15 protein-coding genes, 1 tRNA gene and 1 pseudogene are annotated in these 15,958 nt (G+C 64.2%); 4 read left to right on the top strand and 13 right to left on the bottom strand.

Annotation, left to right across the window (positions count from 1 at the left end; genetic code table 11):
• Positions 1–690 precede the first annotated feature (690 nt).
• Positions 691–828, top strand: coding sequence for a hypothetical protein (locus HMPREF3167_RS09900; RefSeq protein WP_160326876.1), 138 nt, complete (start codon positions 691–693; stop codon positions 826–828).
• 10 nt (positions 829–838) lie between these two features.
• Here the strand turns inward: HMPREF3167_RS09900 and HMPREF3167_RS08740 are convergent, their stop codons facing one another.
• The 8 genes and pseudogenes from HMPREF3167_RS08740 to nadD form a co-directional block, all read right to left on the bottom strand.
• A complete protein-coding gene (locus tag HMPREF3167_RS08740) occupies positions 839–1,717 on the bottom strand; it encodes a GIY-YIG nuclease family protein (protein ID WP_068539130.1) in 879 nt (292 codons plus the stop codon).
• Between the two features lie 69 nt (positions 1,718–1,786).
• The gene (locus tag HMPREF3167_RS08745) at positions 1,787–2,047 is read right to left on the bottom strand and encodes a type II toxin-antitoxin system RelB/DinJ family antitoxin (RefSeq protein WP_062613754.1); all 261 of its coding nucleotides are present in this window, start codon (positions 2,045–2,047) and stop codon (positions 1,787–1,789) included.
• Positions 2,048–2,267: 220 nt separating this feature from the next.
• Positions 2,268–2,393: pseudogene (locus HMPREF3167_RS10000) on the bottom strand (ClbS/DfsB family four-helix bundle protein); the annotation flags it as partial.
• Between the two features lie 266 nt (positions 2,394–2,659).
• Positions 2,660–2,732 (bottom strand) — tRNA-Ala (locus HMPREF3167_RS08750).
• Positions 2,733–2,871: 139 nt separating this feature from the next.
• Positions 2,872–3,567, bottom strand: a complete 696-nt coding sequence (locus HMPREF3167_RS08755; RefSeq protein ID WP_210382990.1) for a histidine phosphatase family protein — start codon at positions 3,565–3,567, stop codon at positions 2,872–2,874.
• A complete protein-coding gene (gene rsfS, locus HMPREF3167_RS08760) occupies positions 3,564–4,088 on the bottom strand; it encodes a ribosome silencing factor (protein ID WP_068539132.1) in 525 nt (174 codons plus the stop codon). Before rsfS ends, HMPREF3167_RS08755 begins: the two co-directional genes overlap by 4 nt.
• A gap of 13 nt (positions 4,089–4,101) precedes the next feature.
• Positions 4,102–4,845: a hypothetical protein gene (locus tag HMPREF3167_RS08765; protein ID WP_143602122.1), complete on the bottom strand. Its 744-nt coding sequence runs from the start codon at positions 4,843–4,845 to the stop codon at positions 4,102–4,104.
• Complete coding sequence (gene nadD / locus HMPREF3167_RS08770) at positions 4,842–5,567, bottom strand: nicotinate-nucleotide adenylyltransferase (protein ID WP_082661190.1); 726 nt, start codon at positions 5,565–5,567, stop codon at positions 4,842–4,844. The genes HMPREF3167_RS08765 and nadD overlap by 4 nt, the downstream gene beginning before the upstream one ends.
• Before the next feature lie 296 nt (positions 5,568–5,863).
• Between nadD and trxA the strand changes: the two genes are divergently transcribed.
• A complete protein-coding gene (gene trxA, locus HMPREF3167_RS08775) occupies positions 5,864–6,229 on the top strand; it encodes a thioredoxin (protein WP_062613751.1) in 366 nt (121 codons plus the stop codon).
• Positions 6,230–6,402: 173 nt separating this feature from the next.
• Here trxA and HMPREF3167_RS08780 read toward each other — a convergent pair whose 3' ends face one another.
• The 5 genes from HMPREF3167_RS08780 to HMPREF3167_RS08800 all read right to left on the bottom strand — a co-directional run bounded on the left by HMPREF3167_RS08780 (position 6,403) and on the right by HMPREF3167_RS08800 (position 12,781).
• Entirely contained in the window at positions 6,403–7,335 is a 933-nt protein-coding gene (locus tag HMPREF3167_RS08780; RefSeq protein ID WP_070446496.1) for a hypothetical protein, read from the bottom strand.
• Between the two features lie 693 nt (positions 7,336–8,028).
• Entirely contained in the window at positions 8,029–9,543 is a 1,515-nt protein-coding gene (obgE, locus tag HMPREF3167_RS08785; protein WP_070446498.1) for a GTPase ObgE, read from the bottom strand.
• A gap of 80 nt (positions 9,544–9,623) precedes the next feature.
• On the bottom strand, positions 9,624–9,878 hold the full coding sequence (rpmA, locus tag HMPREF3167_RS08790; RefSeq protein WP_062613748.1) for a 50S ribosomal protein L27: 255 nt from the start codon (positions 9,876–9,878) through the stop codon (positions 9,624–9,626).
• Positions 9,879–9,916: 38 nt separating this feature from the next.
• Positions 9,917–10,222, bottom strand: a complete 306-nt coding sequence (rplU, locus tag HMPREF3167_RS08795) for a 50S ribosomal protein L21 (protein ID WP_062613747.1) — start codon at positions 10,220–10,222, stop codon at positions 9,917–9,919.
• Between the two features lie 159 nt (positions 10,223–10,381).
• Positions 10,382–12,781 carry an Rne/Rng family ribonuclease gene (locus tag HMPREF3167_RS08800; RefSeq protein WP_070446500.1) on the bottom strand — a complete coding sequence of 800 codons (2,400 nt, stop codon included), beginning with the start codon at positions 12,779–12,781 and terminating at the stop codon, positions 10,382–10,384.
• A 423-nt stretch (positions 12,782–13,204) separates the two neighbouring features.
• Between HMPREF3167_RS08800 and HMPREF3167_RS08805 the strand changes: the two genes are divergently transcribed.
• A complete protein-coding gene (locus HMPREF3167_RS08805; protein WP_070446502.1) occupies positions 13,205–14,716 on the top strand; it encodes a cytochrome ubiquinol oxidase subunit I in 1,512 nt (503 codons plus the stop codon).
• A gap of 9 nt (positions 14,717–14,725) precedes the next feature.
• Positions 14,726–15,859 carry a cytochrome d ubiquinol oxidase subunit II gene (gene cydB / locus HMPREF3167_RS08810; protein ID WP_070446504.1) on the top strand — a complete coding sequence of 378 codons (1,134 nt, stop codon included), beginning with the start codon at positions 14,726–14,728 and terminating at the stop codon, positions 15,857–15,859.
• Positions 15,860–15,958 lie beyond the last annotated feature (99 nt).

Consider the following 15,958-nt stretch of genomic DNA (forward strand, 5'->3'; position numbering starts at 1 on the left):
CAGCGCAACCGATGGTTATGTGGTGACCAATACTAAGGACACCCCGCCGCCTTCACGGCCCCCATTGGTTCGCACAGGTATAGCAGTTGGAGGCCTGGCAGGAGTGGGCGTGGCCCTGCTCGCTGCGGGAATCTGGGCTGTATCCAAACGCCGCCGCGTGTAAGCAAGCGCGGGTGGGTCCGCAAATCTGCGGGCCCACCCGGCTAACATGAACTAGCTTCCTCATTATTTATGCAGCTAGCTCATGCAAAACACAAACACCTCCCAGCTAATGCCTGGGAGGTGTTTCGTTATAGATATCCGGTCACATAAACTCTGTGCGATTAGTGCCCGTCAGAAAAATCCAACGCGCACCAATAAGGACCATCACGTCAGATCAGATCATCGCCTAGACAATCCGCAACCATCCACACCGCGCGATCCTTAAACTCTGGTGAATACCTTTTCGCCATGTTCCTAATACTCTCAAAACAGGTAGGAACAAAACTCACTACGCTTCAAGAGCTCTCGACTCGGCGCACAACAAACTGCAAGCCCTCATCCAAACGTTTACCACGGAGAGGCTACACGACACCCGCAAAGTCCCCGCGATCCGCCCCACGCCGATGCCCGGCAGGGCTACACGCTGGAGACCGGCGAGGAAGATCCACGACCAGATCGAGAGCCGCGAGGAGTTCGTGCGGGGCGCTCGTGCGGCGGCTCGTGGTGGAGGACACCTACGAGGGCCAGACCCGGGGCTATCTCACCGCCTACGAAAACGACATTAAGCGCGCCGACTCATGGGACGATCTCAAGGCGTTCTCGGACCTGGCGACCATCGCCCTATAACCGGGTTTGCTCACTCCTCCGCTTCGAGCTGCTTGAGGGTGCGCCCATCGGGCAACTGCCAGGTGACGTTGCCGCTCAGCGACGCGCCGCCCACAAAGCCCGCCGCCGCTGACGGCGAGGTGAAGAGGAGGTCCTTGGTGATAACGCCGTCTGCGGTGATGGAGGCCGCGTACTTCTCGCGATTCTTGACCACGCTGCCGGGGACGCTCTTGGTCATCGTCGGCGAAATGTGGCTACCGGCCATGACAACGAATCCCTCCGAGGTGCGGGTTCCAGTCGCCTTCACCTTGCCGTAGCGGAAAGTGAAGATCGGGCCGCCGTCCTCCGGAGCCTCGACCACCTCGACCACGCGCTTCTTCGCGAGCAACGGCTCGAAGACCTTGTAACCAAGCGTGCCGACGATCAAACGCGCGTAGGAGATGAACTCGTCCATCTCACTCTCCTTCTCCTCGGTGATGTTGCCCAGCGCCGGGTCGTTCCCATTCATCACCTGATAGCGCCCCGCCTCAAGCGCCATGTTGCGGAAGCGATTTTCAAGGTAGCTGATCTCGGTCTGCCCGAAGGAGTTGTCGCGCGTGGTGAGCGCGACCGCCTCGTTCCACCAGTCCTTATCAGTGTCGCGCTTGTGCTCCTCCCACCGGTTGAGGATGCCCAATCCGTTCTTCCGCGCGGCCGCCTGGCCGATGTAGACCACGGGCTCGTCCGTGGTCGGGTCCGCACCGAAGAGCAGGTACACGCCAGTTTGCTTCAGTGCATCGATGTTGCGCGCCTCGTCCAGCATCGTGCGGGGAATCTTGTATGCCACGCCCGTCCAATTGGCCAGCGTGCATTTGATCCGGCCGTTCGGATCGCCGTCCATCAGGAACAGATTGATTGACTTGCCAGCCACCCTTGCACCTCTTCTCGCTTGTCTCTGCAATCCTACCTACCCGCGCGCCGGCAACAAGCTCGTCTTCGTTCACTTCACGTTGTCAAGGTATTCGATCGCCTCCGCAGCGTTGTCGAACGTCGCCCCGTCATCGGCTATCTCCCCTGCGAGGATGCGCTCCGTGTGAGCAATAGCTTCGGCGGTCACGCGGTTCGGGACATTCAACGTGGGACGAATCGGCAGGCCCTGCTCACGCACCGCCTGCGTGAGGAACATGTTTAACGCGGTCGACAGATCGAGGCCCAACGAGCGGAACAGCTTCTCCGCTTCATGCTTCGTTCGAGCATCTATACGAGAGTTATCCGCGTCATCTGATACTCACTCTTCCTTGCCATCATCGCCCCCCTGAGTCGTCCGTACATCCAGTGTGCGCACACCATACACCAATGGCTAGGAGCAAATCTCACAGTCCCTACAGCAGCCGCATGTACGCCCGCGTCTTCTTCGCCGCCCACTCGTACTGGGAGCTGGTCGCTGACACGAAGTAGAACCCCAAACTCGTCGACACCGTCTAGTCAAAGCACTTCTTCGTGAACAGCTCCTCGTCACTAAAGCCAGCGATCATGTCCAACACCCGCAGGTGGGAGGCCGCTAGGAGCTCGCAGGCGTGCTCGTACGTCGTGCCCGAATGCGCGGCCGCGAAGCGCTCGTTGAGCTCGCCGTAGGTGCGCCACGTATACGGCTCGGGGAAGAAGGACGCCGGCGCCCACCCGCGTGGGCGCTGGTGCTACCTGGCGTTGTTCGCGGTTGCCGAGTTCGCCGTCTTCGCCGGCCCCTCCGCCGGCCCGGAGCCGACCGTGCCATGCTCCCCCGGCGCCCGGCCCAGCGCTACTCATCTGGTTAGTCAAGCGCGGGCACGAAAAACCCGGAAACCTCGATTTCTCGCGGTTTCCGGGCCACCTGTGGAGCTAAGGGGATTCGAACCCCTGACCTCTTCCATGCCATGGAAGCGCGCTACCAACTGCGCCATAGCCCCTCAAGACTTGATTTATACTACTCAGTTCTCCCCGTCCGCGCCAATCCAGGACCTCCCCCAGTGGGTGAAACGGCTCACTACCTGGCGGTTAACATGGGCCACCGCTCGGGGCGGGACTCACGGGCGCCACCGCCGGGCCTCAGCCCTCCACGCCCACATTGTAGGATCGCAACCGCCACACCGGATTCGCCGCCGGCCTCGGCTCGAGCACTGCCCAGTGGCAGTTGTCCATCCCCTGCAGGCCCACCCACTCGGACGGGTTCTGCCCCAGCATGCTCATCACGCCGTTCGCAATCGACCCGCCGTGGGCCACGAACACGATCGTCACGACGTCGTCCCCGCCGACCACGCCAACAACCCCGCCACCCGCGCCATTGCCCTCGCCAGCTACGCGCGCCTCACCAAGCTCCCGAATCACGTCGGCCAGTGCTCGCTCGATGGCCTCGTGCACGCGCTGCCCGCAGGCCTCCCGGGTCTCGACCCCGACTCCTTCGGGTTCCCGCCCCTCGCGCCAGGCGTGCCATTGTTGAGGGTCGCGGGCACGGATCTCGTCGGAGCTGAGCCCCTCCCATGGGCCGTAGGCCCGCTCACGCAGGCCGGCATCGGGCAGCACCTCCAGCCCAGTCACATCCGCAAGATACTGCGCCGTTTGCAACGCGCGCCCCAAATCCGAGGAGTAAATCCGCGCGGGCTTCATTCGCGCCAGCGCACCGGCAGCAGCGGCCGCCTGCGCGTGCCCGACCTCATTGAGCGGATAGTCCTGCGACCCCTGGATCCGCAGCGAGGCATTCTGAACCGTCTGGCCGTGCCGCCAAAAAACCAGCCTCAGCTTCACGCCTCATCAGCGGCCGCCGGCGCGCCCCCGTCTTCAGCATCGCTGTCGTCTTCGTCGTCGCCCGCATCGTCAGCCGAGCGGGCGGCACGAGCCGCAAGATCGTCGTCGGCCGGCGCGAAGTAGTCCGCCAGCGACGAACGCGGCCCCTCCTCCACCGTCACGTCCTCGGGTAGCTCAATGACCGGGCAGTCGCCCCACAACCGCTCGAGCGCGTAGAACTCGCGGTCCTCGTCCTGCTGGACGTGCACCATGAGATTACCAAAGTCGAGCAGGACCCAGTGAGCCTCCCCCTCCAGCCCCTCGCGGCGCAGCCGCTTCACGCCGATTTTGTACATCCCCTCTTCGATCTCATCAACCAGCGCGCGCACCTGCCGCTCCGACGAGCCGGAGACAACCAGGAACACGTCCGTGATCACAAGCCGCTGGGACACGTCGATCGCGGTGATCGACGTCGCCTTCCCAGCTGAGGCGGCGCGCGCCGCCGCGATGGTCTGTTCGATCGTTTCCGGTGTAGCTGTCACGGTGTCCTTTCAGTTACAACAGCAGGGCAGAAAAATCGTTCACGACGCCGGGCATCGGCTCCGACAGGAAGGTCATGTTGATCCACGACCCGCCGAGGTAGCCGACGATTGCGGCTATGAGGACGAGGATGATGAAGTTGAGCCAGGTGCGGCGCGGGGCCTCGACCTCGGTGTCGGGGGCGGGATCGTCGGCGACGTCGACCTCAACCGCGGGCTTCGGTGCGGGCGTCTTCTCGGCCACGGGGGCCGGCACGGGGGCGGTGGCGTGCGCGGGCTCGGCGGCGTCGCCGGCCTCCTCACCGCGGCTGGTCATCGCCAGGAAGCGGTCACGGAGGGAGTCTTCGGGCTCGTCGTCATCCAGGTCCACCTCCGGCTCAGCCTGCTCGGCCTCGGCCGCCGCCTGCACGGGCACGGCCGGCTTAGCCACTTCGGCCGCGGGCTCCTCCTCGGGCTCGGCGGCCTCGAAGCGATCAAACACTGACTTGCGCTCATGCTGGACCGGCTCCGGCGCCTTGACGGCCTCCATCGCCTGAGTAGGCTCCCCAACATCCTCGGAATTTGCCGACTCCCCAGTCTCCACATTCTTCGGCACTTGCTCGCCAGCCTCGCGCTGTGCCAGCTCACGCAGTTCCTTGCGCGACGGGCGGCGAAGGCGCAGCTCCGTGGTGTCGTAAACCGGCGGGGTGTCGGTGGGCGCGTCGAGCAGGCCCTGCTCGCGCATCTGACGCCGACTCAGCCGTGGAGTTTCCTCACTCATTCTTCCTCCTTGCCCTCGGCGGTGGCGTGGATCGACACCGGGTCGAGGGAGGTCGTTGTGGCCTCGTTCGTTATATATAAATGATACTTGTTTATGTACTGCACTACGCCATCGGGCACCAAATACCACACGGGCACGCCCTCGCTGGCGCGATTGCGGATAGAAGTAGATGAGATGGCCATGGCTGGGATGTCCACGAGCGACACCGAGTCCTCCGGCAACCCCGACACGTCCAGCACGTGCCCCGGCCGGTTCACGCCCACGAAGTGCGCCATGGCCCACAGGTCCGCGTTGTCTTTCCAGTCGAGGATCTGGGGCAGGACGTCGGCGCCGGTGATGAAGTAGAGGTCGGCATCGGGGTGGAGAGCCTGCAGGTCGCGCAGGGTATCCACCGTGTAGGTGACACCGCCGCGCTCGATATCCACACGCGAGACGGAAAAGCGCGGGTTGGACGCCGTCGCGATCACGGTCATGAGGTAGCGGTGTTCGGCGAGCGTAACCTTGCGGTCCTTCTTGAAGGGCTGTTCGCCGGTGGGCACGAAGATGACCTCGTCGAGATCATAGAAGTGCTGGACCTCCGAGGCCGCCACGAGGTGCCCGTGGTGAATCGGGTCAAACGTGCCGCCCATGATCCCGATTCGCCGCCGACGCCCCGGCTCCCCCGCCGGCGTCGGAATATCTGGCAGCTCCTCCACGACACGCAGCCTCTGCGATTCGGCCATACCGTCTCCTTCCGTTAGGTCAATTGAACCAGCTCAGCCCGCGGGCGTCGAGGTGGTGCGGACTTTCGCCTTGTTCACGACGGCGTCCGGGCGGGTTCACGACAGCGTCGGGTCGCGTTGGCGCCGACGGCCGGGCGCGGTCACGACTGCGGGGCCGGCGCGCCCTCACTCAGAGCGGAAAACGAGCCCGGGCGCGGGCGGGGTGCCGTATCCTTGGAATAAATTTGCGGCGAACGCGTTGGAGCCGCTGATAGCCGACCCGGTGTGCTCATCGCGCACCCGACGAAAGGAAACCGATGGCAACTGTCGAAGTGACCGCAGAGAACTTTAACGATACCGTCCGCGAGGGCACCGTCCTCCTCGACTTCTGGGCTGAGTGGTGTGGTCCGTGCAAGCAGTTCGGCCCCACATTCGAGGCCGCATCCGAGCAGCACCCCGACATCACCTTCGGCAAGATCGACACCGAGGCCGAGGGCGAGCTGGCGCAGAGCTTCCAGATCATGTCGATCCCCACTCTCATGATTTTCCGCGACGGAATCCGCATCTACGAAAGTGCGGGCGCCCTTCCGCCGGCGGCCCTCGAAGATCTCATCACGCAGGCCAAGGCCCTCGACATGGATGAGGTGCGTCGGAAGATCGCTGAGCAGGAGGCGCAGAACTAAGTATGTGGGGCCAATGATGCACCACGGAACCTGGTGGGGGAGGCGAAGCAGGAGCTTCGCCTCCCCCACCAGGTTCCGTGGCTTTCATATTAACGACGCCGGTCTGACAGGCGCGTGAGCAATGTGCTGGCACCTGGCAGAACGGCGTCGAACGTGAAGCGGGGAATATCTGACTACTGCTGCTCAAGCTTGGCGCGCGCATCAATCAGCGGCAGCACGCCCTTGAGCACCGAGGCCAGGTCAGTGGGCAGGGAGGCAGGAACCAGGATGACGCCATCGGCGGCGCCCAGGCCCACATAGGATTCGATCGCGTCGGCCACGTTGTAGACCGTACCGAGCACCGACGCGATGCCCGGGAACAGGTCGCAGTCGTTCATGTCCTCAATCAGCAGCGCCCGCTCCTCCGCCGCCGCCACCGAGCGTGAAATCACCACGCCAAGCTCCATGAACACCAAGATATCCTTGCCGATCTCCTTGCCCGCGGCCTGGATCGCGAAACGGGCGTTACGCGCAGCGTACGGATCGCGGACACGCAACCGGACGACGTCGGCGATCCCCGCCACGATAGCTGCACGCTCGGCGGACACAGCCGGGTCCGTGATGATGACCGTGACCTTCACGCCAGCGCGGCGCGTCTTGCGGGCCGCCTTCTCAATCCCCGCGAAATCGGAGTCCGTGTGCAGGGGCATCGTGATGCCCGCCCAGCCCTCGCGCTGAGCGGCGAGCGCAGCAGTGGCCACCTCGATATCAGCAGGTGTCGGCTCGATCCCCGCGAAAATCCCAGCGGTCGACACGTCGGCGAGCTTAGCAGCCGCGTGGACGGCGTCGTGAGAACAATCGCGCGAATCGACGTCGGTGCTGGTCAGGAAACGCGAATCGAGAGTAACGAAGTCGATGCCGCCGGTCTGCGCGGCGCGGACGGACGCAGCGAGGCGGGGGAAGTTCAGGTAATCGATGCAGTCGTCGAAGCCGACCGGGACACTCGCGCCGAGCAGCGACAGATCCACGCCAATCCACGTGGTGGCGAGGGTGCCGGGGCCAGTGGCATCGATGTCGACGGGTGCGGGATTTGAGACTTGGCTAGGGACAGAGATTTCGACAGTCATTCTTATGTTCCTTAAATAGACCGCTCCTGCGGTCAACTACAGATTTTTCGTGGATTCTTGTGTATCAGTGCATTCGCCAGGCGAACTTGAACATAAGGTGGTGCGCAATAATTACGTGGGAATGGATGGCAGTAATGTCTCGAGCGATCATCGTCATTCCTTTCATGTACGGGCGCACATAGAGCCGAAGCTAATCTGACAACCATGAATGATTATTCATCCGCTTGTGTTGAATGAGTATTCAAGTGGTTACTCTGAAACTACCCCGTAGGTTAGGCGTGGTCAATTGAGCAGCAAGCAAACAGCGCCAATACCGCCGGCTGAGCTCCCACAGCTCACTATCTGGACAGAAGAAAACCGCGAGATTTCAGCGAAAAACGCTGGTGCGCGGCTCGTTTGTGACATTGGGCACCACGCGCCTGTCTCGCGCGAGCACTGAGGGCGCCCTGCCGGGACCTCTTTCCCAAGAAACGCGTCAAAAAATACGCGCACTCCTCGCGTGAGGCTTCACTATTTCTACGCGTTGCGCGATTGGCCGCCGCATAATAATGCAGCCGGCCGGCTAAGCCGCTCCTCCGACAGAAGTCGTGAAAATACCGGTTGACGATTGCTATAGGCACCCGGTCGACCTCACGTTCACGAGTTGTGCCGGCGGACCCCAGGGTACTGGCAGCCGCCGGAGCCCGGCTGGCCCTACTCCTGGCCCGGGTCCGTCCACATCCCGCTCTCGCGGTCCATCCACAGCTCCTGGCGGGCCGCCTCCTTGGCGTCCATCCGCTCGTGGAAGGCCGCCTTGCGCTCGCGCCGCGTGGCGCGCGTGTTCTGCTCGAGCCGGGCGTCCGTACCGCGCGGCGAGAGCAACTCGGCACCCGTGGAAATCGTGGGCTCCCAGTCGAAGATGACTCCGCCGTCCACCGGCCCAATCACCACCGTGTCGCCTTCCTTGGCGCCCATCTTCATGAGCTCCTTCTCCACCCCGAGCAGGTTGAGGCGGTCGGCGAGGTATCCCACGGCCTCGTCGTTGGAGAAGTCGGTCTGGTTGACCCACCGCTCCGGCTTGCGGCCCCGGATCTGGTAGAACGGCCGCCCGCCCTTGGTGTGTGCGGTGATGGTGAACCCGCCCTCGTCCTGCGCCACAGGGCGGATGATCGGCCTGGCCTGCGGCACGATGTCGGCCGCGCGGATCTCCTCCACGATCGAGGCCAGCGCGAAGCCCAGCTCTCGTAGCCCACGCCGCGCCAGCGCCGACACTTCGAAGACGCGCAGCCCGCGCCCCTCCAGGTCGGCCCGCACGAAGTCGGCCATGTCGGCCGCATCGGGCATATCTACCTTGTTCAGCACCACTACGCGCGGGCGCTCCATAAGCGGCACACGGTCTTCCATGGGCGGGATCTGGTCCGCATAGGCGGCGAGCTCAGCCTCGATCACGTCCAGATCGCAGATCGGATCACGGTCGCTCTCCAACGCCGCGCAGTCAATGACGTGCGCGATGACCGCACACCGCTCGATATGCCGCAGAAACTCGTGCCCAAGCCCCTTGCCCTCGGAAGCACCGGGAATCAGCCCAGGCACGTCGGCCATCGTGAACCGCACGTCGCCGGCCTGCACCACGCCCAGGTTCGGCACCAGCGTGGTGAACGGGTAGTCGGCGATCTTCGGTCGCGCGGCCGACATCGCCGCAATGAGCGACGATTTTCCAGCCGACGGAAAACCCACCAGCGCCACATCCGCCACCGACTTCAGCTCAAGGATGAGCGTGCGCTCCTCCCCATCCTCGCCCAGCAGCGCAAACCCGGGCGCCTTCCTCTTCGGGGACGCCAGCGCGGCGTTGCCAAGCCCGCCGTAGCCACCCAACGCGGCCAGGAACTCCTCGCCCTCCCCCACGAGGTCAGCCAGGATGTTGCCATCTTCGTCCTTGACAACCGTGCCGGACGGAACCGCCACCACAAGGTCCTCCCCGCGCTTGCCGTGGCGCATGTCGCCCTCGCCAGGCTTGCCGTTTTCAGCCTTAAGATGCGGGGAATGATGCAGCAACAGCAGGGTGGATTCCTGGGCGGACACGCGCAGGATCACGTCGCCGCCGTGCCCGCCGTTCGCCCCGTCGGGCCCGCCCAGCGGCTTGAACTTCTCCCGGCGCACCGACGTCGCGCCGTTGCCGCCCTTACCCGCCGTAATATGCAGGGTCACTCGGTCCACAAAACTTGCCATGAATCCCGCCTCCAACTGCCAAAAAACTGCAGAAAGGGGTGGAAGGCTAGGCCCTCCACCCCAATTCTAAAAACTTGCGCTTACGCCTGCGCCATCACGCTGACCGTCTTGCGGTTGCGCTTGACACCGAACTCGACAACGCCCGACTCGAGCGCGAACAGGGTGTCGTCCTTACCGCGGCCGACGTTGGCACCCGGGTGGTACTTGGTACCGCGCTGGCGCACGAGGATCTCGCCCGCGTTCACGGCCTGACCGCCGAAGCGCTTGATGCCGAGTCGCTGCGCATTGGAATCGCGACCGTTCTTAGTAGAACTCGCGCCCTTCTTAGTTGCCATCTCTAGACCTTTCTAAAAGCTCGTACCTGGTGCCGAATCTAAGCGATCTCAAGGACCTTGAGGCGGGTCAGCGGCTGGCGGTGACCCTGACGCTTACGGTAACCCGTCTTGTTCTTGTACTTGACGATCGAAATCTTCGGGCCCTTCTCGTCACGAACGATTTCGGCGGTCACCTTGGCGGAAATGCCATCGGCAGCGGTGGTGATCTTGTCACCGTCGACGAGCATGATCGGCTCAAGCTCGACCTTGTCGCCAGCTTCGCCGTCAATCCTGTTCGTAACCACGATGGACCCGACGGACACCTTCTCCTGGCGGCCGCCTGTCTTCACAATCGCGTAAACCACGTTCAGCTCATCTCTGTCGATTGGTGCACGTCTCCGTGCTCTTGAAAAATTGGTGCGCTCAATGCGCCGAGTTACAAGTTTACTGGCAAGCCCAAGCCGGAACAAGTCCGCCGGGCGCGACGATCACCACATTCCCGTGGCGTGTCACGCCCGCCGAACCTACTTCTCCGCCTCACCCTTGGCGGGGAACGTCATGATCGCCGCCGTGTTCGAGCCCGGCGTGATCGTTCCCGACGACGACACCCTGCGGCGCCTCTGCCTCTTCGGCTCGGCCTCGGCTCCGGTTTCTGCCGGCGCATCAGCCTTGGTCTCAGTCTTTGCGGGCGCCTTCCGCGCGGGCCGCGCAGCCTTGGCCGCGGGCTTCTCAGCCGCTGCCTCCGCCTTCTCGCCGCCCGACTTCTCGGCCGCCGCCACTTCGCCGGCCGTCTTCTCAACCGTCTTCCCACGCGAGCCGCCCGACCGGCGTCGGCCGGAGCTGCGACGCGAGCTCTTCGACTTGTCCTCAGACTCCCCCGCCTGTTCGGCTGGGGCCTCCTCCGACTCGTGCTTGGACGACGCAGCGGCCGCGATGTTGGCAAGTGCCGCGCGGACCTCGTCGTGCTTCGGGTCTTCCTCCGCGGCAACCGGCGCGGCCGGCTGCTGCTGGCGGCGCGGGGTCGTCCGGGGGTTCTGAGCCTCGGTCTCGCCGCGCTCGACGGGGTGCTCATGGGTGATGTACCCGCGCCCGTCGCAGCACTCGCACGTGGTGGAAAAGGCCTCCACGAGGCCCTGACCCACGCGCTTGCGGGTCATCTGCACGAGCCCGAGCGAGGTCACCTCGGCCACCTGGTGGCGGGTGCGGTCGCGCCCCAGGCACTCCACCAGGCGGCGTAGCACCAGGTCGCGATTCTCTTCGAGGACCATGTCGATGAAGTCGATGACGATGATGCCGCCGATGTCACGCAGGCGCAGCTGGCGCACGATCTCCTCCGCGGCCTCGAGGTTGTTGCGCGTCACTGTCTCTTCGAGCGAGCCGCCCGCGCCGGTGAACTTTCCGGTGTTGACGTCGATCACCGTCATGGCCTCCGTACGCTCAATGATGAGAGACCCGCCCGACGGCAGGAAAACCTTGCGGTCGAATGCCTTGGACAGCTGCTCGTCCACGCGGGAGGCTGCAAAAATGTCCTTCTCACTCGTCCAGTGCTCGAGGCGGTCCACCAGCTCCGGCGACAGCTCGGCCACGTAGTCGTGGATCGTCTGCCACGCCTCATCACCCGAAACCTTGAGCTCCTTGAAGTCCTCATTAAAGATGTCACGCACCACGCGCACGGCCAGCTCCGGCTCGCTCTTGAGCATGGAGGGGGCGTTCTTCGCGGACTTGGACTTGGCCTGAATGTCCGCCCAGGCCTTGACCAGCCGGTCGACGTCGCTCTGGATCTGCTCCTCGGTAGCGCCCTCGGCGGCCGTGCGGACGATGACGCCGTGCTCGGCGGGCACCACGCGCTTGAGGATGTCCTTCAGGCGCGTGCGCTCCTTCTCCGGCAGCTTGCGTGAGATGCCGGTCATCGACCCGTCCGGCACGAGCACGAGGTGGCGTCCGGCCAGCGTGATCTGGCCGGTCAGGCGCGCGCCCTTGTGGCCGATCGGGTCCTTCGTGACCTGCACGAGCACCGTGTCGCCGCTCTTAAGCGCGTCCTCGATCTTGCGCGGCTTGCCGTTCATACCCACGGCGTCCCAGTTGACCTCGCCCGCATAAAGCACGGCGTTGCGGCCCTTGCCGATGTCAACGAACGCGGCCTCCATCGAGGGCAGTACGTTCTGCACGCGGCCAAGGTAGACGTTGCCGACCATCGAGGTCTGCGTGTGGCGTGCCACGTAGTGCTCGACCAGCACCCCGTCCTCCAGCACCGCGATCTGGTTGAGGCCGTCCTGCTCGCGCACGAGCATCGTCCGGTCTACCGCCTCGCGGCGCGCCAGGTACTCCGACTCCGAGATCGACGTCCGACGACGCCCTGCCCGGCGCCCCTCCTTCCGGCGGCGCTTCTTCGCCTCCAGGCGGGTGGAACCCTTCGGGGCGGTCACCCCGTCGTCGGCCTCCTCGGTGCTGCGCCGACGACGGCGCCGGCGCACGGTTGTCGACGACTCCGACTCCTCCTCGGCATCCTCAGCGTCAGATTCGGCGGCGGCCTCCTTGGGCTGCTCGGCCTCGTCCTTGTCCTTATCCTTGGCGCTTCGCTGGTTGGCCTTGGCGTTGCCGTCGGACTTCTGGCGGCGCGAGCGCTTCGGCGGCGCCTCCTCGCCCGTCTCCTGCGACTTCTCGGCCGACTTCTCAGCCGACTCGTTGCCAGCCTGCGCCTCGTCCGCCGACTTGCGCCCGCCGCGGCGGCCACGCCGGCTGCGGCTCTTCGTGGACTCCTCTGAGCTGTCCGAGTTCGCCTCCGCGCCCGAATGCGCGGCCGGTGCTTCGGCGTCGTCGTCGCGGCGGCGGCGAGAACGGACGGCCCGGGTCATGTCGGGCTCCTGGAAAAGGAGGGTGGTCATGGGCGCAACGTTTGCGCGTTCGTTGGCATCGTCTGCCATAGGTATCTCCTAGCAAGGCCGTGTGCATCCACGCCTTATGGAGTCTGGTCGCGGCGAGGGCCGCGGAAGCTTATCTGACGAGCTCGCCCGGCTGCACGCAACTGCGGCGCACGAAGCTCGCTCTTCGGGTGGATACACACCCGATCCGCTCCTATTGTTACACATTTCTTGTGCGCTTGTGCTGAGCTGCGATCTGGTGAGCGTCCAACGACGACGGTTCGGGACGAACGTCCTAAGGCGAAAGGCCCGCCCGCAAGCGGCACAAGCGATTTCGCCAAGCACTTTGGATCCATTCCGAGTTTGCGACGCATTTGTGTGGAGGTGTGCGATAAACTCAGGGAACACGCGTGGGCCTGCAGCGATGTTCGCCCACAGCATCGAACACACAGGGCTAGCACGGCCCGGCAAAGAAAGGCGACTTCGGTGGATGTCTTAGACCTTTCACGGTGGCAGTTCGCGATCACGACCGTGTACCACTTCATCCTGGTACCTCTCACGATCGGGCTCTCGCCACTCGTGGCAATCATGCAGACCAGGTGGCTGCGCAGCGGTGACACGAAGTACCTGCGCATGTCCGAATTCTTCGGCAAGCTCCTCCTTATTAACTTCGCGCTCGGCGTAGCCACGGGCATCGTCCAGGAGTTCCAGTTCGGACTGACCTGGTCGGAGTACTCGCGCTACGTGGGTGACATCTTCGGCGCGCCGCTCGCGTTCGAGGCCCTGCTGGCCTTCTTCCTGGAGTCCGTCTTCCTCGGCGTGTGGATCTTCGGCCGCGGCCGCATCTCCCCCAAGGCACACACGGTGGCCATCTGGATGGTGGCACTTGGCACGAACATCTCCGCATTCTTCATCCTCGCGGCGAACTCCTTCATGCAGAACCCCACGGGCGCCGTGTTCAACCCGGAAACCGGACGCGCCGAACTTGACGGCATGTCGGGCTTCCTCGAAGTAATCTTCTCCCCCACCACGCTCTACGCGCTCTTGCACACGATCTCCGCTTCCCTCATGGTGGCCGGCGCGATGATCTCGGGCGTGTCGATCTGGTGGATCGTGCGCGCGCTGCGCACCAACAACGAGGTCGAGGCCCGCGAGTTCTGGAAGCCGGCCGCTCAGTTCGGCCTCAAGACCTTGGCGCTTGCCGGCATCCTCGCGATCGGCTCTGGCCACTTCATGGGCCAGCACATCTACGAGGTCCAGCCCACCAAGATGATCGCCGCCATGGGCATCTACGAGACGGGCGAACAGCACGACCTGGCGCTCGCCATGCTCGGCACCGAGGCGAACGAGGACACGATCATCTCCCTGCCGATCCTTCCCGGCCTTGAGTCCTTCATGGTTACCAACCACTTCTCCGGCCCCGAATCCAAGCTGATCGGCACGGATGAGATCCAGCAGACCTTCACCGAGGCCTTTGGAGATATCTACGGCACGGACGTGAACTACATCCCGAACGAGTTCGTCTCCTTCTACTCCTTCCGCGCGATGATGGGCCTCGGATTTGCCTCCTTCGGCTTGTCGCTCCTGGGCCTGTTCCTCCTGCGTAAGGACAAGATGATCACCAGCCCAGCGATCGCGAAGCTGTTCGTGTGGACGATCCCGCTGCCCTACCTCGCCTCCACGTTCGGCTGGCTGCTCACCGAGATGGGCCGTCAGCCGTGGGTGGTCTACCCCAACTTCGAGCGCGAAGGCAACCTCGCCCCGTCGGAGATGATGCACCTGCTCACGCAGGACGGCGTGTCACAGAACGTCCTGTCTGGCGAGGTCCTGGCGTCGCTGATCATCTTCACGCTGCTCTACGCCGTACTCGGCGTGGTGTGGTACAAGCTCATCGTCCGTTACGTTCGCGAGGGCATCAACCCGGCGGACAAGCTTCTCCTCGAGCAGGCCCACACCACGGGCGTCACCGAGGACACGAAGCTCAGCTTCGCTTACTAAGGAGGAACTGTGGAACTTTCAGCACTGCAGATTATCTGGTTCGCACTCCTCGCGGTTCTCTGGATCGGCTACCTCACGCTCGAAGGCTTCGGCTTCGGCACGGGCATGCTTTTGAAGATCCTGCCCCGCAACGAAAAGGAGCGCCGCCTCGCCCTCAACACCATCGGCCCCCACTGGGACGGCAACGAGGTCTTTCTTCTCACCGCCGGCGGCGCCACCTTCGCCGCGTTCCCCGAGTGGTACGCCACGATGTTCTCCGGCATGTACCTGGCCCTCGTGGCCATCCTCATCTGCCTCATCATCCGCATCTCGGCCATCGAGTGGCGCGGGAAGATCAACTCCGATTCCTGGCGCAACCTGTGGGATAACCTCCACCTGGGCGTGGCCTGGGTGGTCACCCTGATCTGGGGCGTGGCCTTCGCCAACCTCGTGCAGGGCACGAAGATCCAGGTGGGCCACTACACCGAGCTCGGTGGCCAGTTCGTCCCGGCCGATCCGGCCGCGATCGACGCCGCCCTCGCCGCTGGCGACCGCCACTTCCTCACCGGCGGATTCGTCTCCCTGTTCACCCCCTTCACCCTGGTGGGTGGCGTGGTCTTCGTTCTGCTCTTCCTCACGCACGGCGCGCTGTGGCTGGCAATCAAGACCAAGGGTGACTTCTCCGAGCGCGCGATCGCGCTGGCCAAGAAGCTGTCGCTGGCCTCCACGGGCCTGACAGCCATCTGGGCGGTCTGGGGCCAGTTCGCCTACCGCGGGCAGGCATGGGGCTTCATCCCGCTGGTGCTGGCCGCAGTTGCGCTCATCGCCTCCACGCTGGTGATCCAGAAGGGCAAGGACGTCCAGGCGTTCCTCTTCTCCTTCGCCGGCCTGGCCTTCGCGGTGGTGTGGGTGTTCTCCACGTTCGGTGCCAACGCGCTGAAGTCCTCGGTTGACCCGGCCTATGACCTGACCCTGGTCCAGGCCTCGGCCACCTCGCCCACTCAGACGGTCATGCTCATCGCGGCGATTGTGTTCGTCCCGATCGTGCTGGGCTACACCGCCTGGTCGTACAAGTCCTTCGCAGGCCGCCTCGGAGTGGAGCACATCTCCGACGAGCCCGCGGGTCTTGACCCGAAGAAGGAGCGTGCTTTCGCCAACGCCTAAGCTGCCACCGGCGAGGGGGCGTGCGATGATCGCACGCCCCCTCGCCGTATCTGCACCCGCCCGGCCCACCTTCACCGCAACGGCAGGCGCGCACCAGCT

Source organism: Trueperella sp. HMSC08B05, from assembly GCF_001808405.1.
In the GTDB taxonomy this organism is placed as follows: Bacteria; Actinomycetota; Actinomycetes; order Actinomycetales; family Actinomycetaceae; genus Trueperella; species Trueperella bernardiae.

Bases quoted from the DNA above. Each gene is read 5' to 3' on its own strand.
- HMPREF3167_RS08765 (WP_143602122.1), bottom strand. From the start codon at position 4,845: ATGAGTGAGGAAACTCCACGGCTGAGTCGGCGTCAGATGCGCGAGCAG.
- nadD (WP_082661190.1), bottom strand. From the start codon at position 5,567: ATGGCCGAATCGCAGAGGCTGCGTGTCGTGGAGGAGCTGCCAGATATT.
- trxA (WP_062613751.1), top strand. From the start codon at position 5,864: ATGGCAACTGTCGAAGTGACCGCAGAGAACTTTAACGATACCGTCCGC.
- HMPREF3167_RS08780 (WP_070446496.1), bottom strand. From the start codon at position 7,335: ATGACTGTCGAAATCTCTGTCCCTAGCCAAGTCTCAAATCCCGCACCC.
- obgE (WP_070446498.1), bottom strand. From the start codon at position 9,543: ATGGCAAGTTTTGTGGACCGAGTGACCCTGCATATTACGGCGGGTAAG.
- rpmA (WP_062613748.1), bottom strand. From the start codon at position 9,878: ATGGCAACTAAGAAGGGCGCGAGTTCTACTAAGAACGGTCGCGATTCC.
- HMPREF3167_RS08800 (WP_070446500.1), bottom strand. From the start codon at position 12,781: ATGGCAGACGATGCCAACGAACGCGCAAACGTTGCGCCCATGACCACC.